This window comes from Nocardia sp. MDA0666 (assembly GCF_003023875.1).
GTDB lineage: Bacteria > Actinomycetota > Actinomycetes > Mycobacteriales > Mycobacteriaceae > Nocardia > Nocardia aobensis.
In genome coordinates, this window is sequence record NZ_PYHT01000020.1 from 76,115 (window position 1) to 98,435 (window position 22,321).

Sequence of the window (22,321 nt, forward strand, 5' to 3'; positions counted from 1 at the left end):
CGCCGCTCATCCCTACTGCGCGGGGCGGAGTTCCACGCAGCATTCGCCGGCGGTCGGCGCCAGCACCGCTTCGAGTGTCTCGGCTTTCAGGCCGGACAGCACTCCGCGTAGATAGGCGTGGTTGAGGCCGCAGACCAGGCCGGGGGCCTGGGTGGAGAGGGGGTGGAAGGGGCAGTTGCGCAGGCGTAGGCAGTTGAGCGGGTCGCGGCTGGGTTCGAAGCCCTGGTCGGACAGGATCGCCTGCACCACGGTGAGGGCGCGCTCGACGCCGAGGCGACCGGGGCGTAAACGCTCGCGGGCGGTGTGGCCCAGGGTGTTTCCGCGTTCGGCCGCGACTCGTTCGGCGGCGTCGCGGGCCGTTTCGCCGGTGCTCTCGGCCAGCACCGCATCCATCAGGATCTCGGCCAGCACTTCGTGGCGGCGTTCGGGGATGTTCACCCGCACCTCGGCGTCGGTGGGCTCGTACACCTTGGGGGCGCGGCCGACGCGGCGCAGGCCGCTGGTCTGTTCGTAGCGCGCCTGGAGGAGTCCGGCGGCGACGAGTTTGTCCAGATGGAAGGCGGCCAGCTTCCGCGAGATACCGACCTGTTCGGCCGCTTCGTCACGAGTCACCGGCCGCCGGGCGGCGCGGATGAATCTGTACATGCCGCGCCGTAGTTCGTCGTCGAGTACCGCGACCGCACCGATCGCCGAATCGCTGGTCATCCGACCACAATAACGCCTAATCACATAGGTCGAAAGATCGATCACATCGATTCACGGGCGTTGTATTGACCACAGATACAGTTTCGCCAATACTTATTGGCGAAACTGAACCTCGACCGAGGGAGGGTGGAGTCATGGCGGATGGTGTCGTGGCCGGAGATATGGAGCAGGCCAAACAACCCGTCAGTGCCGCACTGGCCGGGCCGTACGGGCATCCGTTCCACCCGATCCTGGTGACGGTGCCGATCGGGGCGTGGGTCGCGAGCCTCGTCTTCGACATCGGCTCCCACATCGTCGACGACCCGCAGTTCCTCGCCCGCGGGGCCGAATGGCTGGTGGCGATCGGTGTCCTTGGAGCGTTGGCCGCGGCCACGGTCGGCTTCCTGGACCTGTTCGCCATCCCGTCCGGCACGCCCGCGTTCCGCACCGGGCTGACGCATATGAGCCTGAATCTGGTCATCACCGTCGCCTATGCACTGAACTTCTGGTGGCGGACCGCGGCCGGCACCGATCGCGCGACACCTGTCGGGCCCCTGGTCTTGTCGATCGCATCCCTGCTCGTACTGGGCATATCCGGATATCTCGGCGGCAAACTCGCCTACCGCTACGGCGTGCGAGTCGCCGGCGAAACCACCCAGGCCACCGGCTACCGCCGCTGACCTTCCTTCTCACATTCGGGAGTCATCATGGGCATCGCAGCTCTGATCCTCTGGCTGCTCACCGCCGGCGGAGGCTTCTTCCTGCTGGCCACCTGGATCGCCAAAGGCGGTGCACGACAACCAAGTTCGAGTCATCTGCCGCCACCGGTGGTCTTCGGGCACTTCCTGCTCGCCGCCGCCGGTCTCGTGGTGTGGATCATCTACCTGATCGTCGACAACGACGCCCTCGCGTGGGTCGGATTCGCCCTGCTCGTGCCCGTCGCGCTGCTCGGATTCGTCATGTTCTTCCGCTGGCTACCGGTATTCCGAGCCCGCACCGCGAACCAGGCCACCCCCGACCACGCGGCGACAAACGTTGCCGGGGCAGACGAGACCGCGGAACCCGCCGAGCGGCATTTCCCGGTGGCAATCGTGGGCGGACACGGCGTCCTGGCCGTCGCGACGCTCGTGCTCGTGCTGCTCACCGCTCTCGGCGTCGGTGGGAGCTAGCGTGTCCGTCCCCGCGTTACACGTCGTCCACGACACCGGCGCCATCGACCTCTCGGTCGCCGAGGATGCCGCTCGCACCTTCCTCACCGCGCTGGGCGTCAGCCTCGACAGCGAACATCTGCAGGCCACGCCGCGCCGGATGGCGCGCGCCTACGCCGAACTGTTCACCCCGCGCTCGTTCGACCTGACCACCTTCCCCAACGAGGAGGGCTACGACGAACTGGTGCTGGCTCGCCGCATCCCGTTGCGCTCGGTCTGCGAACACCATCTGCTGCCGTTCGTGGGTGTGGCCCACGTCGGGTATCTGCCCGGCGACCGCATTCTCGGACTGTCGAAGCTGGCCCGCATCGTCGAACATTTCTCCCGCCGACCGCAGGTCCAGGAACGCCTGACCAAGCAGATCGCCGACTGGCTCACCGAACACCTCGAGCCCAAGGGCGTCGGCGTGGTCATCGAGGCCGAACACACCTGCATGACCCTGCGCGGAGTCCAGGCCGCGGGCACGACCACGGTCACCTCGACCCTGTTGGGCACGCTGCGCGAAGACGCCCGCTCCCGTCAGGAGTTCTTCTCCCTCACCGGAATCGCGCCCTGAGGCGAGCGTCAGCCGCCGGGTCGAGCACCTGCCACGGCGAATGCCACCGCCTCGGCCGCATTCGCCGCCCGGTGACTCCCCTCGATCGTTCGGCCCTCGCCATCGAGGATCTGCCAGCCACCGATCGACACCACCGGCACGTCCCCACGTCGATTGGCGAGTGCCAGCTCCGACAGCGTTCCCCAGGAACCGCCCACCACGATCACCGCGTCCGCCGACCGGACCAGAATCGCGTTTCGCGCCTCACCCATACCCGTGTACACGACGGCGGACAGGCCGTCACACACACCCGCGCGGTCGGTGTCCGGCCGGACTCCGATCACCAGGCCGCCTTCGGCCGACGCACCCTCGGCGACCGCCGCCATCACCCCGGTCCCGCCGCCGCACAACACGATCGCGCCGGCCCGGGCCAGCAGCCGCCCGACCTCCCGCGCGGTATCGGCCTCGGCGTCCGTGCAGTCGCGCGGCCCGCAGACCGCGACCTGAACAGGGGGCATCTCGCACACTCCTCGGGCGTGGCCGATAGGTGAGGATCAGGCTAATCCGATGCGCGGAACCGCCCGCCTACTGCGGCAGCGGCGAAACCACCTACTGCCGCGGCGGGAACGGCGGCAGCAGCGGCGGAATGGTCGGCACCACGATCGGCGGCAGGCCCGGGACGACGATGGTCGGCGGCCCCGGCGTCGGGGATGTGGTCGTGGTGGTCGGCGCCTGCCAGTTCGGAGTGGGCGCGGCCACGGAGGCATTGGTGGCATCGGTGGTCGGCGCGACCGAGGGGTCCGCGGAGGCACGGGGCGGCGCGACGGGCACCGAAGTGGAGGCGGAGGTGTTGCTCTGGGAATCGCCCCGCAGAACCGATTGGCCCCAGCCGAGCCCGATCCCCAGCGCGGCGACCACGACCAGGGCACCGACCGCCACCCCGGCCACACTCAACTCCCGGCGACGACCGGCACCCACCTTGCCGCCGAGTGTGCTCGTGGCGCGCGCCTTGTTCCGCTTGCGCGCGCGTCGCAGCGCATCCTCGGACAACCACACCGGCGCCAATTGCACGGTGTCGTCGGCGGATCCGGGCCCGGGAGCCTGTGGAACCGGCGCGGGCGTGGCCACCTGGGCGGGGCGGGCGAGCAGTGCCGCGCCGCGCACGATCACCGTCTCCGGATCGGCGGGCACCAGCACCGGCATCCCCATCCACCGCTCCAGAATGCGCGCGATCAGAGGAATCCGGGCGCAACCGCCGATCACGAAGACCGCCTGCACGGCCTGTTCGGAGCGCATCATCACATCGCGGGTCATGCGAGCCGAGGATTCGACGGCGAGCATGATCAGCGCTTCGAAGTTCTCCTGCGACAACAACACCAGGCCGTGCTCGGACGGCACCGCGACCGCCGTGGTACTCGACAGCTGCTCCTTGGCCTGCCGGCATACGCCGTCCAGGGCCGCCAAACCCTGTGCGGTGGGGGGATGTTCGATCCGGCCGGAGGCGATCTGCTGTTCGCGGATCAGCGAATCCAGATAGTCGCCGCTGATGTCGCTGGTGCGCTCGCTGTGGCTCACCTGTCCGGACTCGACGTCGATCACGCTGACCGAGAGGCCGGAACTGCCGAGGTCGTAGAGCGCGACCGTGCGATACCCCTGCAGTTCACCAGTGGCGCGCAGGAATTCCCGCGCCGCCGCGACCTCGGGCACGAGTTCGTAATTGGTGAGCTGGCGGCGCGCGAGGGCGCCCCGCAGCGTGCGCGCATGCTGTTCGTTGCGATAGGCCAGCGCGGTCGCGGCGATCTCGGGCGCGGAACCGAAGACGGCGCCGACGGTTTCGGCGGCCACATCGTCCATGGAGTGCTGCTCGCCGACCGGCATCGCCTGCACGTCGAAGGCGGTGGCGACGAATCGTTCGGCGGAGTTACCGGGATGGGGGATCGCGACGCGAATGGCGCCGGCCCCCACCGAAACTCCCAGTACCGAACTCATCTGCCGCCCATCTCGTTTCACGCTTCGCGACCGGTACGCCCCGGCCACCGCCCCCGTCGGCCTGTGCTGGGCCGTGCGAGCGTCCCCAGGCCGCCGTGAACGGGCCCGATGCGCATGCCGCAGGGCGCCGCCACTCTACCTGGCTCCCGCCACACTACGACGTGCCGAGTCCCGCGTACACCCATCCCGCGGCGGTCCACGCGGCGCGCTCGAGACAGTTGCGTCCGTCGATAATGGAACGCCCGCGCACCACCGGCTCGAGGTCGCGCGGCGAGAGTGCGGTGAACTCGTCCCATTCCGTGAGAACCAGCACCACATCCGCCCGATCGCACGCCTCCGCCACCGAGGTCGCGTAGTTCAGCGTCGGAAAGACGCGACGGGAGTTCTCCAGCGCTTTCGGGTCGTAGACCGTGACCACCGCGCCGTGCAGCTGGATCATTCCGGCCACATTCAGCGCGGGCGAATCGCGCACATCGTCGGATTCCGGTTTGAAGGCCGCGCCCAGCACCGCCACGTTGGCGCCCAGCAGCGAACCGCCGCACGCCTTGGCCGCCATATCGACCACCTTGGTGCGCCGGCGCATATTGATGTTGTCGACCTCACGCAGGAACGCGACCGCGTGATCGGCGCCGAGCTCACCCGCGCGGGCCATGAACGCCCGGATGTCCTTGGGCAGACAGCCACCGCCGAAACCCAGCCCGGCGTTGAGGAATCGGCGGCCGATGCGGGCGTCGTGGCCCAGCGCGTCGGCCAGCATCGTGACATCGGCCCCGGTCGCCTCGCAGACCTCGGAGACGGCGTTGATGAACGAGATCTTCGTGGCCAGAAACGCGTTGGCCGACACCTTCACCAGTTCCGCGGTGGCCAGATCGGTGAGCAGGAACGGCACCTGCGCCGCGATCAGGTCGGCGTAGATCTCGCGCACCTGCGCTCGCACCCAGTCGGCGCGCTCACGTTCGCCGTCGACCCCGAGCACCAGCCGGTCGGGCCGCAGCGTGTCGCGCACCGCGAACCCCTCCCGCAGGAATTCCGGATTCCAGGCGACCTCGACGTCGGTGCGGGCGCGAGATCGCATCCGGCGGCCCAGTTCCGCGGCCGTGCCGACGGGCACCGTCGACTTGCCGATCAGCACCGACGGCCGCTCCAGCAGCGGCGCCAGCGAATCGGCCACGGCGTGGACATATTTCAGGTCCGCGCCGTATTCGCCCTTCTTCTGCGGGGTGCCGACGCCGAGGAAGTGGGCGTCGGCGTGCGCGGCCGCCTCCTCGTAGGAGGTGGTGAAGCGCAGTCGCCCGGCATCGAGGTTGCGGCGCAGCACCGCTTCCAGGCCGGGTTCGTAGAACGGCACGACGCCGTCGGACAATTTGGCCACCTTGCCGGGGTCGATGTCCACTCCGAGCACCTCGTGACCGAGCTCGGCCATGCAGGCGGCATGGGTGGCTCCCAGATATCCCGTCCCGAATACCGTCAGACGCATAGTCGATTGATACGCGGCGGGTATGGCCGGTCCGCGTCCACGAGGCGAGGGCGCAGGCAACAGTGGGTGTACAGGGAGAAACCGCCGCCGATCAGCGCATTCGCCGACCACCTACCATCGCAGAGTGCGAAAACGGTGGTGGGTGCGCGGTGCGGTGGGGGTGGTGCTCGTGCTCGCCGTCGCGGTGGCGGCGCTGTGGCCGGTGTACGTGCGCCCGCATACCGACGCGCCGCGCCCGGCCGATGCCATCCTGGTCCTCGGCGGCGCCCACGACGGCCGCGAGGAGCTGGCGCTGCGCCTGGCACACGACGGTTACGCCCCGCAGGTGGTGTTCTCCGATCCCTACGACCACTCCCCGCTGATCAATCGAATCTGTCACGGCGGATACAGCTTCCGGGTGAGCTGCTTCGATCCCGAGCCGCGCACCACACGCGGCGAGGGACGCGAACTGGCCGCCCGCGCGGCACGGGAGAACTGGCGACGCGTGATCGTGGTGACCTTCACTCCGCACATCTCCCGCGCCCGGTATGTGCTCGGAAAGTGCTGGGGCGGTGAGGTTCTGCTCGTCGACGCGCAGCCGCACATCGGTGTGGCGCGGTGGGCCTACCAGTACCTGTATCAGTCCTCGGGATATGTCAAAGCCGCCTTCGAGGACTGCTGAACCGGCGGCCGTCGAGCCGGGCATCGGCTCCACGGCGTCCGGCTCGCTCACCGGCCGATCCGACACCTCACCGATCGGATCCCGGAAACCCTTGTGCCGCACCACCTTCCGGAAGCACCGGCCCGGAATATCCGGCGATGCGCACCCGCTCGTCCATGCGGTCGCGGATGTGGCGAACGCGTTCGCCGACCGCGGTGCGCGGCGCGTACGCGGACACCGAGAGTGCGTACAGCGCCGCCGCGTCGCCGGACTCCGCCCGCCGTTCCTGCAGCGCCACACCGAGGTCCGTACCGTAACCCAGGTCGACGGCCGCCCGGTCGGCCCGGTAGTCGATGCGACGCACGACCGGAACGAGAGCGCAGGCCGCCACCTCCGGAGCGATACGCAGCAGCAGCGCGGCCGGAAGCCCCACGATCACGGTGGTGGCCGCGATCGCCGGGCAGGCGACCAGCACCCGGCTGACCGCACTCCAGCCGATACCGAAGATCCGGGCCGCCGGCGGAGTCATCCGCCGCGTCAGCCACGCTCCGACCGCCGCGGGGCCGGAGAGCAACACCCGCTCCAGCCACACCAGCGGCAGATTGAAGTACCGGAACACGAACTGGCACAACGACACCCGCCCCTCGGACCGATACCCGAGCTCCCGGGCGAGCACCGCCTCGAGTTCCCGCGGGGGCGCACCGAGTACGGCCGAAGGGACTGCGATCATCCGCCGGGGCAGTAGCAGTTCACGCTCGCTCTCCCGGATCCACAGCGAATGCGAGGAGGAGGCGATGCCGGATCGGCGGGCCACCCGCTCCCACGCCGTCGTCAGCGCATGCCGCTCGCCGGAAGTGGGCGCGCGCACCCCGAAACGCGCCGACAACCACCGCCGCTCGGCGCCCAGGAAGCACACCACCGCGACGAGAACACACACCACCAACCACGCGATGGCGAGAATGCCGAGGGTGCCGAAACCCATCGCCAAACCGAGCCCGTAGAGCACCACCGTGAGGATCGCCGCGGTGGGTGCGGCGGCCAGTACCAGCGCCGTCCAGGAGCGGATCCGGTCGGTCGCGGAGGGCCGGATGGCCGCGCCCGCACCGGGGTCGTTCGCCTTCGCTGTCGAGTCAAAGGTCATGCACCACGGTAAAGGGAGGGCGCAAAGCCGCACGTCGCGGGGCGTTACACGGCGGTAACCGAGCGGCAAACCGGACACCACATCGGGCCTGCACCCTCGAAAGGCCGCGCCGAGCGCGGGAACGATGAGGAGTAGATCGTGGTTGATGTGCAAACCCGTCCGGCGACCGCTGCCGCCGCGACGAAGGAAACCCTCGAGGACTACACGCTGCGCTTCGCGCCCCGCAGCTATCGCAAATGGAGTCCGGCCGTGGTGGGCGTCTCCGCGCTGGGCGGCATCGCCTACCTCGCGGATTTCTCCATCGGCGCCAACATCGGCATCGCGAACGGCACCGGAAATGCGTTGCTGGGCATCGGCATCTTCGCGATCATCATCATGATCACCGGATTTCCGCTGGCCTACTATGCCGCTCGCTACAACATCGATCTGGATCTGATCACCCGCGGCAGTGGATTCGGTTACTACGGTTCGGTGATCACCAACCTGGTGTTCGCCTCGTTCACCTTCATCTTCTTCGCCACCGAGGGTTCGATCATGGCGCAAGGCCTGAATCTGGGCCTGCACATCCCACTGTGGCTGGGTTATCTGCTCTCCACGGTGCTGATCTTCCCGCTGGTCGTCTACGGCATGAATACGCTGGCGAAACTGCAGGTCTGGACGACGCCGCTGTGGCTGCTGCTGATGGTGTTGCCGTTCGCGTTCCTGCTGATCCGCCACCCCGAATCGATCGACTCGTTCTTCGCCTACGGCGGTAAGGACGGTGCGGGCGTGAGCCTTTCCGGTGCGCTGCTGGCCGCGGGTGTGTGTCTGTCACTGATCGCACAGATCGCCGAGCAGATCGACTATCTGCGGTTCATGCCGCCGAAAACTCCGGAGAACGCGCGCAAGTGGTGGGGCTGGATGCTGCTCGCCGGGCCGGGCTGGGTGATCTTCGGCGCCGTCAAACAGGTCGTCGGCCTGTTCCTCGCGGTCTATCTGATCGCGAATCTGCCGGGAGCACAGGACATCGCGAATCAGCCGGTACATCAGTTCCTGGAGATCTACCGCGATATGGTTCCGTCCTGGCTGGCGATGACGCTCGCGGTGGTGCTGGTGGTCATCTCACAGATCAAAATCAATGTGACCAACGCCTATTCGGGTTCGCTGGCGTGGACCAACTCGTTCACCCGCGTCACCAAGACCTATCCGGGCCGGCTGGTATTCCTCGGAGTGAATCTGGCGATCGCGCTGATCCTGATGGAAGCTAATATGTTCGACTTCCTCAACGACATCCTCGGCTTCTACGCCAACTGCGGTATCGCCTGGATCGTCACCGTCGCAACGGATATCGCGGTCAACAAGTATCTGCTGAAGCTCTCGCCCAAACAGCCCGAATTCCGGCGCGGGATGCTCTACAGCTTCAATCCCGTGGGCCTGGTCGGCTTCGGATTGTCGGCGGTGCTGTCGATCATGACCTTCTTCGGCGTGTTCGGCGCCGCGTTGAAACCGTATTCGCCGATCGTCGCCGTCGTGATCGCCTTCGTCGCGACCCCGCTCACCGCGGTTCTCACCCGGGGTAAGTACTACCTGCGCCGCGGCGACGACGGAATCGAGCTGGATATGTTCGACGAACATGGCAACCCCTCCGGCGAGACCCTCACCTGCCACGTCACCGGAATGGACTTCGAACGGCCCGACATGATCGCCTCCGCGGTCCCCGGGCCGGAGGGCGAAATCCAATACATCAGCTCACTGGCCCTGTCGACGGACAAATCGGGCGCGCACGTGCTGCCGCCGAGCTAACCGGATGCCGACGTAGTGAACGTATCGTGCAAACCTCGGCGGTTTTTGCGGTTTTCTCGCATTGACGTCGAGGTTTGCACGAAAAGTTCAGGTCCCACTCCAACCACGCTTCCCGCAAAGGTGCTGTTCAGGACTCCGCAGGCTGCGGAATCGAATCCTGCGGCAGCGGAAAGTTCATATACGCGCGCGAGGGCGTGGGCCCCCGCTGGCCCTGATATTTCGAACCGGCCGCCGCACTACCGTACGGGTGTTCCGAGGGGCTGCTCAGGCGGAACAGGCACAGCTGGCCGATCTTCATACCCGGCCACAGTGTGATCGGCAGATTCGCCACATTCGACAACTCCAGCGTGATGTGACCGCTGAAACCCGGGTCGATGAATCCCGCCGTGGAATGGGTGAGCAGACCGAGCCGCCCGAGGCTCGATTTACCCTCCAGGCGGCCGGCCAGATCATCGGGCAGGGTGCAGACCTCGAGCGTCGAACCGAGGACGAATTCGCCCGGATGCAGGACGAACGGCTCACCCTGGTCGGGTTCGACCAGGGTGGTCAGTTCGTCCTGGCGTTGCGCGGGATCGATATGGGTGTAGCGAGTGTTGTTGAACACCCGGAACATTCGATCCAGCCGCACATCGATACTCGACGGCTGAACCAATTTCTCGTCGAACGGTTCCAGCCCGAGCCGCCCGGCGGCCAGCTCGGCACGAATGTCGCGATCGGAAAGCAGCACGGCGGTCAGCCTAGTAACCCGTGTTCGCGGGCTCGCAGCCGCACAGCGAGCCGGCGCCAAATCCGTCCCCGATCCGCGATGGCGGACGGCGCCGATTCCGTCCACCGCCGAGCCGTGCGCCCGCCGGCCGCCCCCTACAACCGCGCCGATTCGCGGTCGTCCTCGCTTCGCGACGCCCCCACATACGCCCGCCACAGCGCCGCGTAGGTCCCGTCCGCCCGCAGCAGTTCCGCGTGCGGGCCGACCTCCGCCAACCGGCCGCCCACCATCACCGCGACGATGTCGGAGTCCGCCGCGGTCGCCAGCCGATGGGCCACCACGATCGTGGTGCGGCCCGCGGTGAGCACGTCGATGGCCGCGCGCACCCGGGCCTCGGTGGCGAGGTCGAGGGATGCGGTGGCCTCGTCGAGGATGAGGATGTCGGGTTCGACGAGTTGAGCTCGGGCGAGGGCGAGCAGTTGCCGCTGCCCGGAGGACAACAGCCTGCCCTGCGGTCCGATCGGGTGGTGGTAGCCGTGGTCGAGTCCGGCGATCATCTCGTGGGCTCCGACCGCCCGGGCCGCCCATTCGATCTCGGCCGGATCGGCGTCCGGTTTCCCGTAGGCGATGGCGTCGCGCACGGTATCGCCGAACAGGTACGGCTCCTGCGGCACCACGCCGAGCCGTGTGCGGTAGTCCTCGAGCCGGAACTCGCGAATATCGGTGCCATCCACCAGAATTCGCCCGTCGGTCGGGTCGTAGTAGCGGGCCAGGAGTTTGACCAGCGTGGACTTTCCGGCCCCGGTCTCGCCCACCAGCGCGACCCGCTGCCCGGGTTCGATACGCAGTGTCACGTCGTGCAGGACGGCGGCGTCCTCGGGCCGGTACCGGAAGCTCACATCCCGGACCTCGATCGCACCGTCGACGCGGTGCACCGCCTGTGGCCGCGCCGCCTGCGGGGTGGCGACCTCGACCGCGAACAACCGGCCGAGCCGATCGACACCGACCACCGCCTGTTGATAACTGTCGAACACCTGCGACAGCTGCTGAATCGGGGCGAACAGCAGATCGATGTAGAGCAGGAACGCGATGAGCGTCCCGGCGCTCAGCGCCGCGCCGCGCACCTGATGCACACCCACGGTGAGGACGGCGGCCGTCGCCACCACCGACAGGAATTCGATGAACGGGAAGAACACCGCCATCAGGGTCTGGCTGCGCAGCCGGGCGTCGCGGTACTCCCACGACAGCCGGTCGAACCTGGCCTGGTTCCGCGCCTCCCGGCGGTAGGCCTGCGTGACCTTGATGTTGTCGACGTTCTCCTGCAGATAGGCGTTGACCGCGCTGACCTTGTCCCGCGCCGTGTTGTAGGCGGGCACCGACAGCCGCCGGAACCACACCGTGGCGGCGAGGAGGATCGGCATCAGCGCCAGCACCACCACGGCCAGCCGGGCGTCGATCACCAGCAGTGCGATCACCACGCCGCCGATGGTCAGGGAGGAGGTCAGCGCCGTCGACAGTCCGGTCTGCAGGAAGGTGGACAGACCGTCGACATCGGTGGTCATGCGGGTCATGATCCGGCCGCCGAGTTCGCGTTCGTAGTACTGCAGGCCGAGCCGTTGCAGCTGGGCGAACGTCTTCACGCGAAGGCCGAACAGCAACCGTTCCCCGGCTCGCCCGGTCACCCGCACCTGCGCGACGCTGATCGCCCAGTCGATGAGTACCACCGCGGCCGCGAGCGCCGCCGCGCCGAGCAGGACGTCCCGCGCGCCGACCAGAACTCCCCCGTCGATGCCGTAGCGCACCAGGACCGGGATCAGAATCTGCGCGATCGCGTCCAGGGCGACCAGGCCCAGGCCGGCCAGCAGCGGACCGGCGAACGGCCGCAGCAACCGGCGCAACCCGAACTCGGGATCGGCTGTGCGAGTGAAGGTGTCGGACACCTCCGGTTCACCGGTCACCGGTGGCAGCGCGTCGATGAGGGTCTGCACGTCACCGCTGGGCGGTGCGGAGGTCATCATGCCGCCGCCGCGCCCGAAACCGCCCGCCCCGGCCGCATGGTGGGAGAATGCCCGGGCCATCTGCTCCAGGGTGCGGCTCTCGTCGCCGTACTCGGCGGGTTCGGCCCACAGGATCGCGGTCGGCACACCGTCGGTCGTACCGCGAAGTGCCGCACCGATTTCCGCGACATCCGGCGGCGTGAACAGCCTCGCGAACAGGGCTCCGGATTCCTGGAGCTCGGCCAGGGTGCCCGATTCCGCGACCCGGCCGCCGTCCAGGATCACCACCCGGTCCGCCAGGGCAAGCGTTGAAACACGGTGCGCTACGACAACTGTCGTGCGCCGCTGCACCTCGGCGGCGATGCGTTCGAAGATGGTCTGCTCCACCTTCGCATCGATGGCCGACGTCGCATCGTCGAGCACCAGCACGGGGGCGTCGGTGATCAGCGCTCGCGCCAGCGCGAGCCGTTGTCGTTGGCCGCCGGAAAGCCGTTGTCCTCGTTCGCCGATCGGCGTGTCGAGCTGTTCGGGCAGCCGCCGGACGAAGTCGTCGGCCGCGGCCAGATACAGGGCGTGCCAGACCTGATTGTCGGTGGCCTCCGGACGGCCGTAGGCCACATTCGCCCGGATGGTGTCGGCCATCAGGTGCGTGTCCTCGAAGACGATGGCCACCCGGCCGCGGAGATCCGGCACCTCGCGCACATCCACGCCGTCGATCCGCACCACCCCGGCATCCGGATCGATCAGCCGCGGCAGCAGTGCGGTCAGAGTCGACTTCCCGGATCCGGCGCCGCCCGCCAACGCCACCGTCGACCCGGCGGGGATGGTCAGGTCCAAGTGGTCGAGAACCGCGGTGTCGCCGATCCGCACGCTCACGCCGGACAGGTCGATCCGCGGCGGCGCGACGGCCGCGGCGAGCGGGTGAACCGCGGCTGCCTCGCGGACCGGGCCCGCATCGATGACCTCGCGCACCCGATCCAGCGACGCCTTGCCCTGCTGGCTCACCGTGAGCAGTGTCGAGAACTGCCGTACCGGACTCACGAACGACCCCAGATACGTCATGAACGCCAGAAACGTGCCCAGGCTGATGCTCTGGTGGAGGGCGAGCAGACCACCCACCACCAGGATGAACACCTGGCCCAGGGCCGGCAGGGCCGCCATCGCGGGGGTGAACCGGCTGGTGATCCGCACCACGCGCAGCCGTGACCGGAACAGGTCACGGGCGCGCTGCTCCAGTTCACCGGTCTCCCGGCGCTCCTGCCCGAACCCCTTGACGACGCGGACACCGGCGACCGCGGACTCCACCCGCATCGCCACCTCCGCCGCCTGGGCCTGTGCATCCCAGTTGGCGGGGAACAGTTCTCGCTGCGAGCGCCGGGTGACGAACCACAGTGCCGGCAGCAGCACCAGCGCGATGCCCGCCAGCGGCCACGACATCGTCGCCATCAACACCAGTGCCGCCACCAGCAGCGCCGCATTGCCGGTGACGATCGGAATCAGTTGCAGGAACATCTGAATCAGCGTGATGTCGCTGATCGCGCGGCTCACCACCTGTCCGGTGGACACCGCCATCTGCTCGCGGCCGGGCATCTGCACCAGCGCGGCGAACAGATCCGACCGCAGATCGAACTGGACGCCCAGCGACAGTGTGGACGAGCACACCCTGCGCAGCATCGACAGCCCGAACCGGAGCACACCGATGACGATCAGGACGGTGACGGCGGCGGCCGGCGGCACCCGGGAATCGCCCAGTGTATCGACGACATGGCGCACCACCAGGGGTAGTGCCGCGGTCAGCGCGGCACTACCGAGGGCGCCTGCGGCCGCACCCGCGACGGCACGCGGATGCGACAGACATCGATGCAGCAGATATCGCACCCAGCCCTGATCGGCAGCCGAATCCGTCCGGCTCACTGCGCGATCGCCGCATCGGCGGCCGCGCTGAACCGGTTCTCCGGACGCGCCAATCCGTAGTGCCCGCGCAAGGTGGTCGCCTCGTATTCGGTCCGGAACAGGCCGCGCTCCTGCAGGATCGGCACCACCTCGTCCACGAACCTCTCCAGCCCGGAGGGCAGGGCGGCCGGCATCACGTTGAATCCGTCGGCGGCGCCGTCGGTGAACCATTCTTGGATGGTGTCGGCGACCTGTTCCGCGGTGCCCGCGAAGGTCCGGTGCCCGCGACCACCGCCGAGGCGCGCGATCAGTTGGCGCACCGTGAGTCGTTCGCGGCGAGCGAGGTTGACGATCAGCGTGAACCGGCTCTTCGCCCCCTGGATCTCGTCCTCGGTGGGGAGATCCGCCGGCAGTTCGCTGTCCAGATCCAGCGCGTCCACCGGCAGCTTGAACCGCTCGGCGAGGGTGCGGCGCTGGTATTCCGGTTGGATGAGGCGGGTCAGTTCGTCGTCGAGTTCCCGCGCGTGCGCTTCGGTGTCGCCGATCACCGGGACGATGCCCGGCAGGATCTTGACGGTGTCGGGGTCACGTCCGAGCCGGCGCGCCCGCTCCTTCAGATCGGCATAGAACTGCTTGCCGTCCTCGAGGGTCTGCTGCGCGGTGAAGACCGCCTCGGCGTAGCGGGCGGCGAACCCCTTACCGTCCTCCGACGAACCCGCCTGCACCAGAACGGGATACCCCTGCGGCGACCGCGGCACATTGAGCGGCCCCGCCACCCGGAAGAACTCGCCCATATGGTGGATCTCGCGCACCTTGTCCGGGTCGGAGTGGATGCCGAGTTCCTTGTCGCCGATGAAGGCGTCGTCGTCCCAGCTGTCCCAGAGTTTGGTCGCCACGTCGACGAATTCGGCGGCCTTCTCGTAGCGCAGCCGGTGATCGGGAACGTCATCGAGGCCGAAGTTGCGGGCCGCGTCGGCACCGGCGGTGGTGACGATATTCCAGCCGACCCGGCCCCCGGACACCCAGTCCACCGAGGCGAATCGCCGCGCCAGATTGTAGGGGTCGTTGTAGCTGGTAGACGCCGTGGCGATGAGACCGATGCGGCGGGTGCGCAAAGCGATCGCGGTCAGCAGAATCGTCGGCTCCAGCTTGCCGACCGGTCGGCGGCCGGGATCGCCCTGCAGCACCGGCGAATCCGCGAAGAAGATCGAGTCGAAGAGGCCGCGCTCGGCGGTTTCCGCCAGATGGATGTAGTGCTCGATATTCAGGTGCGCCAACGGGTCCGATTCCGGCAGCCGCCACGACGCCTCGTGGTGGCCGGTCGACATCAGGAATGCGTTCAGATGCAGGGTTCTGCTCATCGGTAGTCGAAAGTCTTTCCGGTAGTGGATTATCGGCGCTCAAGCCGCGATCGGATCGGCGCCCAGCGCGCTCAGCAGCGAGCGGCGGATCCGCTGGAACTGCGGTTGCGCCGGATCGCGCGGGCCGTCGATGTCGATATCGATATCGACGTCGATGCGCCCGCGGTCCAGAATCAGCACCCGCTGCGCGAGCGTGATGGCCTCGTCGACGTCGTGGGTCACCAGCAGCACGGTCGGGCGATGAGCCGCGACGAGGCGGCGCAGCAGGGCATGCATGCGGATGCGGGTCAGCGCGTCCAAGGCGCCGAAGGGCTCGTCGGCCAGCAACAGTTCCGGCTCGCCCACCAGGGCGCGGGCCAGCGCGGCACGCTGCTGCTCGCCGCCGGAAAGTTCTCCCGGCCAAGCCTTTTCGCGCCCGGCGAGACCGACCTCGCCGAGCAGCGTGGAGGCCGCGGCCCGGCGGGAACGGGGCTGACCGTAGAGGACGTTGGGCAGCACCCGCTTCCACGGCAGCAGCCGGGAGTCCTGGAACACCATGGACGTCCGGTCCGGCACCCGTAACAGGCCTTCGCCCGCCACACCGTGGTCGATGCCGGCCAGTGCCCGCAGCAGCGTGGACTTGCCGGATCCGCTCTTGCCCAGCAGTGCCACGAACTGGCCCTCGGGGATGGTCAGATCGACGTTGTCGAGTACGGCTCGACCGCCGAATCTGCGGGTCAGCCCGTCCAGTTGCACACCCGCACCGGGGTCGGGGGTCAGTCCGCCAGTGTTTGCCGCCACGACAGCACCTTTCGCTCCAGGATCCGGATTCCGGAATCGCATGCCAGGCCGAAAATTCCGTAGACGGCGAGCGCGCCGAGGATGACGTCGGCCTGGCCGTAGTTCTGGGCGTCCTGCATCATCTTTCCCAGACCGTCGGTCGCGTTGACCGACTCGACCACCACCAGCACCAGCCACGACGTATTCACCGCGAGCCGCAATCCGAGGAAGAAGCCCGGCAGCGATCCGGGAATCACCACCTGCCGGATGAAGTCGAAGCGGGAAACGCCCTGGATCTCCGACAGTTCGACGAGCCGCCGGTCGATACCGGTCAGTGCGGAATGCGCGGGCACGTAGAGGGTCACCGCGGCGGCGAGCATGATCAGCACGATCTTGAAGCCGTTGCCGATACCGAGCCAGAGAATCATCAGCGGAACCAGGCCCAATGTGGGAATCGAGCGTTTGAGCTGAACCACGCCGTCCACCAACGAATCTCCGACCCGGGACAGACCGGCGATCAGCGCGAGGGTGGTGCCGATCAGAATGCCCAGGAACACCCCGGTGGCCACGCGCTGCATGGACACCGCGATGTCGGTGAGCAGTCGACCGTCGGTGAGCAAGTCCCACCCGGTCGTCACCACCGTCCACGGGGCGGACAATTTGCGCGGATCGAGTAGGCCGAGATAGGCCCCCGCCGACCAGGCGGCGAGCAGCAGAACCACACCGAGTAGCCGCGCGAACGGGAGCTGCCGGCGCAGGCCGAGGCGGCGGCGCGCGGGCCGGGCGGTGAAGCCCGTGGCGACGGCGGGACGCGCGCCGAGAGCGGGAAGATGTGCGGAGACGACGGTCATCGGGTCACCCCTGTGCCTTGGTGCGATATTGCGGAGCCACCGCGTCGGCGGCGATCTTCTCGAATCGCCGATCGAACAACTGATGGGCGTCGAAGGATTTCCCGAAGGCACCCGAGGAGGTGATCAAGTCGATCGTCTGCTGTTCCCAGTCGATCGACCTGTCCCAGTTATCCGGGAAATACGGCCGTTCGGTCGTGGCCATGATGCGGCGCCCGTCGGCCTCGCTCACGCCCTGATTCTCGACGTAGTAGTCGGCGATCCACCGGTCCTGGTTCTCCCATTCCCAGACCTTCGCCCGCGCCCAGAATTTGACGAATTCCGTGACGGCCGCCAGCTTTCCGTCGTCGGCCAGCACCGAGGTCGGCGCCCACAGAATGCTCAAGGCGTCGACCGCGTCGGATTGCACGGTGCCGGCTCCCTCGGATCGATACTGAGCGAGGTATTTCGTCAGCGACGGCTCGGCCAGCGGCGCCACATCGACCTGTTTGCCCTGCAGCGCGGTGAGGAATTGCGGGCTGTTGAGCTGAACGAGGATGACGTCGGAGGTTGTGAGCCCGGCCTGCTGCAAGGTCCGCAGCACCACACCACCTTGCGCTTGCCCGGGCGAGAAGGCGATCTTCTTACCGCGCAGGTCCTGCAGGCTGTGGATACCGCTGCCCGGGGCGGTGGCCAGGCCGTAGTTCGGGGTGCTGCGCCACAGCACGGCGACGATGCGGGTGTCGAGGCCCTGTGCGTGGGCTTGGATGGACGGGATTCCGGCATTACTGGCCAACTCCACCGCGCCGCCCTTGAAGGCCTGGATCACATCCGGGCCGGCGGAGACATTCGGCCAGTCGGGCACGGTGAAGGGCAACTTGTCGATCTGGCCGCTACTGGTCAGGGCGACCTTCATATCGGTCGCCGAGATCTTCAGCGAGGTGCCCGGCGGCACGCTGGCCGGTAGCGGTTTGCTGAAGTCGGCGGACCCTCCGGAGGCCGCACAGGCCGACGAGGCACAGGCGGCGACCAGCACCACGAACGACGCCGCGCCGACCCTGCGGGTGAGGCGCATCCTACGCGTGGACGGTCGCGCTTCGATGAGCTTTCTCATCTATCGATCGTCGCGAATTATGTTGCGGCCCACAATATTCGGTCTACTTAAAATTAACGAGACTCGAACTGCGGTGATTCGGACCGCGGCGCGGGCTCCTCCTTCCGGTGGGCGCCGAAGCCCTCCGCCGCGACGGCGAGCGGATCGGCGTAGAGGCGATGCAGCAACACCGCCGCGGCGGCGGTCTCCAGCGAGCGGTTGGGAAACGAGGTGCCGATGATGCGGTGCCGCGCGGAATGCACCTGCGCTCGCGCGGCGATCGCGTCGAAGTAGGTGGCGCGCACCGCCGGCAGGCCGGTGAAGGCCCGGTCGGTGATGATCAACGTCTCGGGATTCAGCACATCGAGCAGCGCGGCGGCCACTGCGGCCAGTCCACGCGCCCGGTCCTCGAACAGGGCATGAGCCCGCGGATCGGTTTCGGCGGCGGCGATGAGCGCCGGAATCGTGGGCTGCGCCATGATCCCCGAACCGGCCGCGCGCCGTTCGAGCGAACGATCGGAATAGGTGTCGAGCGGGCCCGGGCCACCCGGACCGAGGTCGGCCGGCACCAGCGTGGCCAGTGAACCGGCCGAGGAACCGGGGCCGTAGTGGACCCGGCCGTCCACGGCGAAGGCCGCATCGATGACATTGCCGACGAACAGCACGGCGGCCGAGGCGTCGAAATCCAATGCGCCGAACAGTTGTTCTGCGTGCACCATCGCGCGGGCGTGGCTGTCGAGTTCCACCGGCAGGCCGGTGAGCTGCACCAGCACGTCCCGGACGAGCATGTCCTCGAGGCGCAGCAGCGGGTGCGAGAGCACCACGCCGGCTTCCGGATCGACCCAGCCGCCGGTCGCGACACCGACCCCGGACAGGCGGGTGCCCTCCGGGAGATCGCGGCGCAGCGCGGCGAGTGCGTCGGCCGCGTCGGCGACCAGGTCCGCACCCTCGAGGGTGCGATGCGGAACCAGCGCACCAGCCACGATCGTGCCGGCGATGTCGACCACCGCCACCCGGGTCTGGGTGGCCGCGAAATGGATGGCCGCCACCGCATTCCGGCGATCGAGCTCCAGCGGCGAATGCGGCCGGCCCGCCCGCTGCGAGCGGTCCACCGGCGGCGATTCGCGCAGCAGACCGGCCTCGAGCAGCGCGCGGGTCTGACTCGTCACCGTCGCCGGGGACAGTCCCGCGTGGGCGGCGACCGCCGAACGCGATGCGCCACCCAAAGCCAAGATCGCGCGAAGTACCGCGCCCGCGGCCGTCGGCCACCCTCTCGCCGGTCTCATAGGCCTCGGTCCCGTCTGGTCCCCATACGTCTCCGGCCGACCCTACGAGACCGGGCGAGGTTCGGCACCGTTCCGCATCAGCGTGATCCGAACTCGGGCAAATCGGCCGGGCGGCGCGCCGGGATGCCATTGTAGAACCGTCCGGAATTTCTTTGCCGGGAAAAATAAATAACGCGGATATTTGAAATCACGGCGACGGCAACAAGTGCGGCGGAAGAGGTTCCGAAATTATCATCGGAACCGTCGTGGGGATCGGAAATCATTGCACCCCACGGTATCTCCCGCACCAATGGCGATTCTCGGCCGGGTGCATTCGAATGCGATGGAGTGTAGTGAGATGACACTGGCTGTCGAAAAGAACGAAACGACCGAAGGTAATGACGGCGCCTTCACCGTGCATCGGGTGGCCGGGCATATCGGTGCGGAAATCGGTGGACTCGATCTGAGCAAGCCCCTCGACGACGAGACCGTCGCGCGGCTGCGCCGCAAGCTGCTGAAGTACAAGGTGCTGTTCTTCCGCGACCAGCACCTCGGCCACCCCGAGCAGATCGAGTTCGGCCGCCGCTTCGGCGAACTCACCCACGCCCACCCGCACGAGGACGCGCCGCCCAGCGATGCCCCGCAGATCCTGACCATCGACCCCCAGGTCTACGAGCGGCGCTACGGCTCGGCACGCCCGGACTCCCAGGAGCGCCAGTACAGCTACTACAGCGGCTGGCACACCGATGTGACGGCCTCGGTGAACCCGCCGGCCATCTCCATCCTCCGCTCGGAGGTGGTTCCGGAATTCGGCGGCGACACCACCTGGACGAATCTCGTTGCGGCATACGAGGGGCTGTCGGAGCCGCTGCGGGCGTTCGCCGACGGACTCACCGCGGTGCACCGGTTCTCGGCCGGCCGCAAGTTCGACGACAACGAGGCCTACGCGCGCCGGATCAACGACAATCTGCTGATCTCGGAACATCCGGTGGTGCGGGTGCATCCCGAGACGGGTGAGCGGGCACTGTTCGTCAACCCCGGCTTCACCGACCACATCTCCGGCGTCTCTCCCGTCGAGAGCGCCAAGATCCTCGAGCTGTTCTTCGGCCACCTCAGCAGCCCCCGGTACACGGTCCGGTTCCGCTGGGACGCCAACAGCGTCGCCGTCTGGGACAACCGCTCGACCGCCCACCTCGGCCCCCAGGACCTCGGCCACCTCGACGTGACCCGGACCCTGCACCGGGTGACGGTGGTCGGCGACCGCCCGGTGGGCCCGGACGGCTTCGTCTCGCAGATCATCGCGGGCGAGGAGTTCAAGACCGAGGCCCACGTCAAGGTCTCCTGAGGAATCGGCGGCCCACCGGCGACCGGTGGGCCGCCGCAGCCCCGCGTCGCGGCGGATGTTTCGTGCGCCGTGGGCGGGTAGCCACCCCTCGAGACCGGCCGACACCGGCCGGGTCGGATTCCGTCGTACGAGGAGTGGTGACCGATGACATCGACCAACGTCCAGCCGATGAGCGCCTCGGGTCCCGACGCCGAACCGTTCGAGGTGATCGACGCCTATACCGGCGAAACCCTCGCCGAACTGCCCTATCTGGCGACCGAGCAACTCGATGCCCTGCTCGAACGCGCGGACGACGCCTACCGGTCGTGGCGCGCGACACCGGTCGAGCAGCGTGCTCGGGTGGTGTCCGCGGCGGCCGATCTGATGCGCGAACGCAAGGACGACCTCGCCCGGCTGATCACCCGCGAGATGGGCAAACGCATTTCCGAGAGTGAGTTCGAGGTCGACCTCGCGGCGAGCATCCTGCAGTACTACGGCGAGAACGGACCGCGCATCCTGCAGCCCACCGCGCTGCCGGTGGACGAGGGCGAAGCCCAGATCGTCAACGCACCGCTGGGAGTGCTGCTCGGTATCGAGCCGTGGAACTTCCCGCTCTATCAGGTGGTGCGGTTCGCGGCGCCGAATCTGGTACTGGGCAACACGATTCTGCTCAAACACGCGAAGATCTGCGCCCTCACCGCGATCGAACTGCAGAAGATCTTCACCGACGCCGGCGCACCCGAAGGGGTCTACACCAACGTCTTCCTGCGGATCTCGGATGTCGAGCGTGTTCTCGCCCACCCCGCTGTCCAGGGTGTATCCCTCACCGGCAGCGACGCCGCCGGTGCGTCGGTGGCCGAGATCGCCGGGCGGCACGTCAAGAAGTGCGTGCTCGAACTCGGCGGCAGCGACCCGTTCATCGTGCTCGACGCCGACGATCTGGACGACACGCTCGATGCGGCGACCACCGGACGAATGGCGAATACCGGTCAAAGTTGCGTCGCTGCAAAGCGTTTCATCGTTCCGGACGAACTCTGCGACCGCTTCGTGGCCGGTCTGGCCGAGCGCTTCGGCGCACTGCGCCCCGGCGACCCGTCGGATCCGGAAACCACCCTCGGCCCGCTGTCCTCGACGAAGGCCGCCGACGACCTGCTGGAACAGGTCCAGGATGCGCGTGAGAAGGGTGCCACGGTGGTGACCGGCGGCGGCCGGCCGGACGTACCCGCGCCGGGGCGGCGCGACGCCTTCGTCGACGCGACGGTGCTGACCGATGTCACCCCCGAGATGCGCGCCTATTCCGAGGAACTGTTCGGCCCGGTCGCGGTGGTGTACCGCGTCGGTGACGAACGCCAGGCGATCGAGCTGGCGAACACCTCGAAGTTCGGTCTCGGCGCCACCGTGTACAGCAGTGACCCGGACCGTGCGCGAGCGGTGGCCGAGCAGATCGACAGCGGCATGGTGTGGATCAACCATCCGACCTCCTCGCAGGCCGATCTGCCCTTCGGCGGCGTGAAGCAGTCCGGTTTCGGCCGCGAACTGTCGGAGCTGGGCATGTTCGGCTTCGCCAATCGCAAACTGATCCGCTCCCTGCCCCGTAAGACCGCATCCGCCGGTGTCGCGGGCTGACCGTTCGAAGGAGG

Annotated in this window: 20 protein-coding genes; 7 read left to right on the top strand and 13 right to left on the bottom strand. The window is 68.0% G+C overall.

Annotated features, from left to right (window positions below; translation table 11 throughout):
• Positions 1–12 precede the first annotated feature (12 nt).
• The gene (locus C8258_RS24295; RefSeq protein ID WP_106957154.1) at positions 13–705 is read right to left on the bottom strand and encodes a metalloregulator ArsR/SmtB family transcription factor; all 693 of its coding nucleotides are present in this window, start codon (positions 703–705) and stop codon (positions 13–15) included.
• 134 nt (positions 706–839) lie between these two features.
• Here C8258_RS24295 and C8258_RS24300 point away from each other — a divergent pair, with 134 nt between their 5' ends.
• Genes C8258_RS24300 through folE form a run of 3 tightly spaced genes read left to right on the top strand, consistent with a single transcriptional unit; the run spans position 840 to position 2,448 of the window.
• A complete protein-coding gene (locus C8258_RS24300; protein WP_199195838.1) occupies positions 840–1,364 on the top strand; it encodes a DUF2231 domain-containing protein in 525 nt (174 codons plus the stop codon).
• 27 nt (positions 1,365–1,391) lie between these two features.
• A complete protein-coding gene (locus C8258_RS24305) occupies positions 1,392–1,853 on the top strand; it encodes a hypothetical protein (RefSeq protein ID WP_106957155.1) in 462 nt (153 codons plus the stop codon).
• A 1-nt stretch (position 1,854) separates the two neighbouring features.
• Entirely contained in the window at positions 1,855–2,448 is a 594-nt protein-coding gene (gene folE, locus C8258_RS24310) for a GTP cyclohydrolase I FolE (RefSeq protein ID WP_106957156.1), read from the top strand.
• 8 nt (positions 2,449–2,456) lie between these two features.
• Here folE and C8258_RS24315 read toward each other — a convergent pair whose 3' ends face one another.
• The 3 genes from C8258_RS24315 to C8258_RS24325 all read right to left on the bottom strand — a co-directional run bounded on the left by C8258_RS24315 (position 2,457) and on the right by C8258_RS24325 (position 5,893).
• Positions 2,457–2,945, bottom strand: coding sequence for a TIGR00725 family protein (locus tag C8258_RS24315; RefSeq protein WP_106957157.1), 489 nt, complete (start codon positions 2,943–2,945; stop codon positions 2,457–2,459).
• A gap of 91 nt (positions 2,946–3,036) precedes the next feature.
• Positions 3,037–4,416, bottom strand: a complete 1,380-nt coding sequence (locus C8258_RS24320; RefSeq protein ID WP_106957158.1) for an Hsp70 family protein — start codon at positions 4,414–4,416, stop codon at positions 3,037–3,039.
• Positions 4,417–4,570: 154 nt separating this feature from the next.
• A complete protein-coding gene (locus C8258_RS24325) occupies positions 4,571–5,893 on the bottom strand; it encodes a UDP-glucose/GDP-mannose dehydrogenase family protein (protein WP_036506686.1) in 1,323 nt (440 codons plus the stop codon).
• 124 nt (positions 5,894–6,017) lie between these two features.
• Here C8258_RS24325 and C8258_RS24330 point away from each other — a divergent pair, with 124 nt between their 5' ends.
• Complete coding sequence (locus tag C8258_RS24330) at positions 6,018–6,554, top strand: YdcF family protein (RefSeq protein WP_233225311.1); 537 nt, start codon at positions 6,018–6,020, stop codon at positions 6,552–6,554.
• 67 nt (positions 6,555–6,621) lie between these two features.
• Here C8258_RS24330 and C8258_RS24335 read toward each other — a convergent pair whose 3' ends face one another.
• A complete protein-coding gene (locus tag C8258_RS24335; protein ID WP_106957160.1) occupies positions 6,622–7,674 on the bottom strand; it encodes a hypothetical protein in 1,053 nt (350 codons plus the stop codon).
• 138 nt (positions 7,675–7,812) lie between these two features.
• Here C8258_RS24335 and C8258_RS24340 point away from each other — a divergent pair, with 138 nt between their 5' ends.
• On the top strand, positions 7,813–9,456 hold the full coding sequence (locus tag C8258_RS24340; RefSeq protein WP_233225312.1) for a cytosine permease: 1,644 nt from the start codon (positions 7,813–7,815) through the stop codon (positions 9,454–9,456).
• Positions 9,457–9,583: 127 nt separating this feature from the next.
• Here the strand turns inward: C8258_RS24340 and dcd are convergent, their stop codons facing one another.
• The 8 genes from dcd to C8258_RS32370 form a co-directional block, all read right to left on the bottom strand.
• Positions 9,584–10,183: a dCTP deaminase gene (gene dcd, locus C8258_RS24345; RefSeq protein ID WP_030514292.1), complete on the bottom strand. Its 600-nt coding sequence runs from the start codon at positions 10,181–10,183 to the stop codon at positions 9,584–9,586.
• Between the two features lie 134 nt (positions 10,184–10,317).
• On the bottom strand, positions 10,318–14,073 hold the full coding sequence (locus C8258_RS24350) for an ABC transporter ATP-binding protein (protein WP_106957162.1): 3,756 nt from the start codon (positions 14,071–14,073) through the stop codon (positions 10,318–10,320).
• Positions 14,070–15,413, bottom strand: a complete 1,344-nt coding sequence (locus C8258_RS24355) for an LLM class flavin-dependent oxidoreductase (protein ID WP_106957163.1) — start codon at positions 15,411–15,413, stop codon at positions 14,070–14,072. The genes C8258_RS24350 and C8258_RS24355 overlap by 4 nt, the downstream gene beginning before the upstream one ends.
• 39 nt (positions 15,414–15,452) lie before the next feature.
• Positions 15,453–16,193, bottom strand: coding sequence for an ABC transporter ATP-binding protein (locus C8258_RS24360; protein ID WP_233225313.1), 741 nt, complete (start codon positions 16,191–16,193; stop codon positions 15,453–15,455).
• The gene (locus tag C8258_RS24365) at positions 16,169–17,023 is read right to left on the bottom strand and encodes an ABC transporter permease (protein WP_106957165.1); all 855 of its coding nucleotides are present in this window, start codon (positions 17,021–17,023) and stop codon (positions 16,169–16,171) included. The genes C8258_RS24360 and C8258_RS24365 overlap by 25 nt, the downstream gene beginning before the upstream one ends.
• 4 nt (positions 17,024–17,027) lie before the next feature.
• Positions 17,028–18,113 (bottom strand): ABC transporter substrate-binding protein, encoded by a 1,086-nt coding sequence (locus tag C8258_RS24370; protein WP_233225314.1) that lies wholly within the window; start codon positions 18,111–18,113, stop codon positions 17,028–17,030.
• A 53-nt stretch (positions 18,114–18,166) separates the two neighbouring features.
• Positions 18,167–19,378 (bottom strand): ROK family transcriptional regulator, encoded by a 1,212-nt coding sequence (locus C8258_RS24375; RefSeq protein ID WP_106957167.1) that lies wholly within the window; start codon positions 19,376–19,378, stop codon positions 18,167–18,169.
• A gap of 77 nt (positions 19,379–19,455) precedes the next feature.
• Entirely contained in the window at positions 19,456–19,641 is a 186-nt protein-coding gene (locus C8258_RS32370; protein ID WP_146161322.1) for a hypothetical protein, read from the bottom strand.
• Positions 19,642–19,715: 74 nt separating this feature from the next.
• Between C8258_RS32370 and C8258_RS24380 the strand changes: the two genes are divergently transcribed.
• The gene (locus C8258_RS24380) at positions 19,716–20,702 is read left to right on the top strand and encodes a TauD/TfdA family dioxygenase (RefSeq protein ID WP_106957202.1); all 987 of its coding nucleotides are present in this window, start codon (positions 19,716–19,718) and stop codon (positions 20,700–20,702) included.
• A gap of 144 nt (positions 20,703–20,846) precedes the next feature.
• On the top strand, positions 20,847–22,307 hold the full coding sequence (locus C8258_RS24385) for an NAD-dependent succinate-semialdehyde dehydrogenase (protein WP_106957168.1): 1,461 nt from the start codon (positions 20,847–20,849) through the stop codon (positions 22,305–22,307).
• Positions 22,308–22,321: the final 14 nt, after the last annotated feature.